A 4,088-nucleotide genomic window follows, 5' to 3' on the forward strand; every position below is an offset into this window, starting at 1 on the left:
CACACGACCGCCGTCCATCCTCAGGAAAACGCGGCAACACCGGCCGCACGGCGTTGCGTCAGCGCGGCGCAGATAAAACCGAACACGGTTTTCGGCGACGTGGGGTGCGTCAGGTCATGCTGGATCTGCGGCAGGTGGGCCATGAACTCGCCATTGCTGTCGTCGATGCAGTAGCCGCCTTCGGTGATGGTCAGCGAGACGATACGAATCTGTGGGCTGGCCAGTTTGTCGATCAGCGCCTGGGCGCCGTCTTCGGCCAGCAGCATGTCGCTGATCGAGCCGATCACGCGCACTTCGGTGTCGTCGGTGTCACCCAGTTCATAGAGTGTGAACAGGTAATCCTGGCCGGCCAGGTCGTCGCGGGCTTTGCGGTCTTCGCTGCGCAAGCCGACGCCGCAAATGCTCCAGTCGAGGCCCTCACCGGTGTTCATCAGCGCATCGGTGTAATACGCCTGATGCGCGCGGTGGAAGCCGCCGACGCCGATATGCGCGATACCTTGCGTGGTGCGGGTAATGGCGTAGGCCGGGATTTTCACTTCCGGCGCCAGTTGGGTGAGGTTCTGTTTATTCAGTTTCATCACAAATCTCGCGAAATCAGGCGGCAGCGTGCAGTGGTCGGGCCACGGCCACGCCGTCGGTGTCGAACAGATGGCAGTGCGCCGGGTCCAGGTGCAGCTGCAGGGTTTCGCCGTACTGGCTGGCCATGTCGCCGCGAATCCGCAGGGTCAGCGGTTCGCCGTTGGCGGTGATGACGTGGCAGAAGGTGTCGCTGCCCAGGCGTTCGCCGACGTCGGCGGTGACGGTCAAGGTGGTTTGGCCGGGCGATGCGATTTCCAGATGCTCTGGGCGAATGCCCAAGGTCACCGCGCTGCCCAGGCTCAAGGTGGCGCCGCTGAGCGGCAGGCTGATCAAGGTGCCCGCGTCCAACTGCACTTCGCAGCCTTGGCCTTCGACGCGGGTGACTTTGCCCTTGAGGAAGCCCATTTTCGGCGTGCCCAGGAAGCCTGCCACAAACAGGTTGGCCGGTTGGTGGTACAGCGCCAGTGGCGAGCCGACCTGTTCGATGCGGCCGCTATTGAGTACCACCACTTTGTCGGCCAGGGTCATCGCTTCAACCTGGTCGTGGGTCACGTAGATCATGGTCGCTTGCAGCTCTTTATGCAGGCGCGCCAGTTCCAGGCGCATCTGCACGCGCAGGGCAGCGTCGAGGTTGGACAGCGGCTCGTCGAACAGGAATATCTTCGGGTTGCGCACAATCGCGCGGCCGATGGCCACTCGCTGACGCTGGCCACCGGACAGTTGCTTAGGCTTGCGCTCCAGCAACGGGCCGAGTTCGAGAATGCGCGCCGCTTCACTGACTTTGCTTTGCACCAGCTTCTTATCGACGCCGGCCAGGTCCAGGGCAAACGACATGTTCTTGCGCACGCTCATGTGCGGGTACAGCGCATAGGTCTGGAACACCATCGCCAGGTCACGCTTGGCTGGGGTGACTTCGGTGATGTCGCGGCCATCGAGTTCGATGGTGCCTTCGCTGACTTCTTCCAGGCCGGCGATCAGGCGCAGCAGGGTGGATTTACCGCAGCCCGATGGGCCGACGAAGACCACGAATTCCTTGTCATTCACTTCCAGGTCAATGCCCTTGATGATGGAGAAGCCTTCGAAGCCTTTTTGCAGGTTCTTGATTTTCAAGTTGGCCATGGGATGGGCCTCCAGGTCGAAATTTTTATTGAAAGGCCGTTATTTCACGGCGCCGAAGGACAAACCGCGCACCAACTGTTTCTGGCAGATCCAGCCAAAAATCAGGATCGGCGCGCAGGCCAGGGTCGAGACGGCCGACAATTTGGCCCAGAACAACCCTTCGGGACTGGAGTAGGAGGCGATCAGCGCTGTCAGCGGCGCGGCACTTGAGGAGGTCAGGTTCAACGACCAGAACGCCTCGTTCCAGCACAGGATCAGCGACAACAACACCGTGGAGGCCAGGCCGCCCTTGGCAATTGGCAGCAGAACCCGGACCATTTCCTGCCACAGCGTGGCGCCATCCAGGCGGGCGGCTTCGAGGATGTCCTTGGGGATGTCTTTGAAGTAGGTGTAAACCATCCACACCACAATCGGCAGGTTGATCAACGTGTAGATGATGATCAGCGCAATGCGCGTATCGAGCAGGCCAAAACTCTTGGCCAGCAGGTAGATCGGCATCAGCACGCCCACAGGTGGCAGCATCTTGGTCGACAGCATCCACAGCAGCGTGCCCTTGGTGCGTTTGGTTTCGTAGAACGCCATGGAGTAGGCGGCGGGCACCGAGATCAGTAGGCACAGGGCGGTGGCGCTGAACGAAATCACCACCGAGTTCCAGGCGTAGGCGAAGTAGTTGCTGCGCTCGTTGATGTGCAGGTAGTTCTCCAGCGTCGGCGTGAAGATGAACTGCGGCGGCGTGGCGAACGCGTCGATTTCGGTTTTGAAGCTGGTCAGCACCATCCAAAAAATTGGGAAGAAAATCAGGATCGCGATGGCCCAGGCCAACGTGCCGAGCAACAGGCTTTGCAGGCGGCGAGATTGTTGAAGCGTCATGGCGCGGCCCTCAAGGCTTGTCAGTCAGGTTTTTGCCGATCATCCGCACCAGGATGATCGCCGCGATATTGGCGATGACCACGGCAATCAAGCCGCCGGCCGAAGCCATCCCTACGTCGAACTGCACCAGCGCCTGGTTGTAGATCAGGTAGGCGAGGTTGGTCGAGGCGTAGCCCGGGCCCCCGTTGGTGGTGGTGAAGATTTCGGCGAACACCGAGAGCAGGAAGATGGTTTCGATCATCACCACCACGGCTATCGGACGGGCCAGGTGGGGCAAGGTCAGGTGCCAGAAGATCGCGATGGCGCCGGCGCCGTCCAGGCGTGCGGCTTCTTTTTGTTCCTGGTCAAGGGACTGCATGGCAGTCATCAGCAGCAAGATGGCGAAGGGCAGCCATTGCCACGACACAATGATGATGATCGACAGCAGCGGGTAATGCGCCAGCCAGTCCACTGGCTCGGCGCCGAACAGCTTCCACACGGCGGCGAGAACCCCCGACACCGGGTGGAAAATCAGGTTCTTCCAGATCAGCGCACCGACGGTGGGCATGATGAAGAACGGCGAAATCAACAACACCCGCACCACGCCGCGACCGAAGAACTCACTGGCCTCCAGCAAAGCGCTGATCAGTACGCCGAACACCACGCTGATCAGCAATACGCTACCGACCAGTAAGAGGGTATTGGTGGCGCCGGGCAGGAAGCCCGAATCGGTAATGAAATAGGTGAAGTTCTCCAGCCCCACGAATTGGTTTTCGCCGGGGTAGAGCAGGTTGTAGCGGATCAGCGAAAAGTACACGGTCATGCCCAGCGGCACGATCATCCACAGCAGCAGCAAGGCCACCGAGGGGCTGACGAGGAACCAGCCGGGGTTGGCCAGGCGGTTTTTGGAGGGTGTATTCATGGTGATCATGGCCAGTCAGATGCATACAGAACTGTGGGAGCGGGCTTGCTCGCGAATGCGGTCTGTCATTCGCTGCATGTGTCGAGTGACACTGCGCATTCGCGAGCAAGCCCGCTCCCACATTAATGACGGGGTTGCGTACTATTTGGGATAGCCCGCTCGCTTCATTTCACGCTCGGTGGTGGTCTGCGCGGCGGTCAAGGCTTGATCCACCGTTTGCTGACCGGTCAGCGCGGCCGAGAAGAACTTGCCGACCTGAGTACCAATGGCCTGGAACTCAGGAATGGTCACCAACTGGATACCGATATACGGCACCGGCTTGAGGGTTGGTTTGGTCGGGTCGGCGACTTTCAGCGACTCCAGCGTCACCTTGGCGAACGGCGCGGCCTTCATGTATTCGTCGCTGTAGGTCGATTTGCGCGTGCCAGGTGGTACGTTGGCAATACCGTCGGTTTTAGCCACGAGCTGGCTGTATTCCTTGGACGTTGCCCAGCTGGTGAACACCTTGGCGGCGTCTTTGGCTTTGGAACTGGTCGGGATCGCCAGGCTCCGAGAGTCAAGCCCCGACGTGCCTTTGGCGTTCTTCCGGTGCTGGCCACAGTTAAAGCCGACATGGTCG

Annotated in this window: 3 protein-coding genes and 2 pseudogenes; all 5 read right to left on the reverse strand. The window is 60.3% G+C overall.

The window, feature by feature from the left end; genetic code table 11:
• Positions 1 to 23 precede the first annotated feature (23 nt).
• A pseudogene (locus E0F99_RS29205) lies at positions 24 to 578 on the reverse strand (mannitol dehydrogenase family protein); the annotation flags it as partial.
• Positions 579 to 594: 16 nt separating this feature from the next.
• The gene (locus tag E0F99_RS29210) at positions 595 to 1,698 is read right to left on the reverse strand and encodes an ABC transporter ATP-binding protein (protein WP_083358201.1); all 1,104 of its coding nucleotides are present in this window, start codon (positions 1,696 to 1,698) and stop codon (positions 595 to 597) included.
• 39 nt (positions 1,699 to 1,737) lie between these two features.
• Entirely contained in the window at positions 1,738 to 2,568 is an 831-nt protein-coding gene (locus E0F99_RS29215) for a carbohydrate ABC transporter permease (RefSeq protein WP_083358202.1), read from the reverse strand.
• A 10-nt stretch (positions 2,569 to 2,578) separates the two neighbouring features.
• A complete protein-coding gene (locus tag E0F99_RS29220) occupies positions 2,579 to 3,469 on the reverse strand; it encodes a carbohydrate ABC transporter permease (RefSeq protein ID WP_083358203.1) in 891 nt (296 codons plus the stop codon).
• A 141-nt stretch (positions 3,470 to 3,610) separates the two neighbouring features.
• A pseudogene (locus E0F99_RS29225) lies at positions 3,611 to 4,088 on the reverse strand (sugar ABC transporter substrate-binding protein); the annotation flags it as partial.

The sequence above is a fragment of the Pseudomonas antarctica genome (assembly GCF_900624995.1).
Lineage (GTDB): Bacteria > Pseudomonadota > Gammaproteobacteria > Pseudomonadales > Pseudomonadaceae > Aquipseudomonas > Aquipseudomonas antarctica.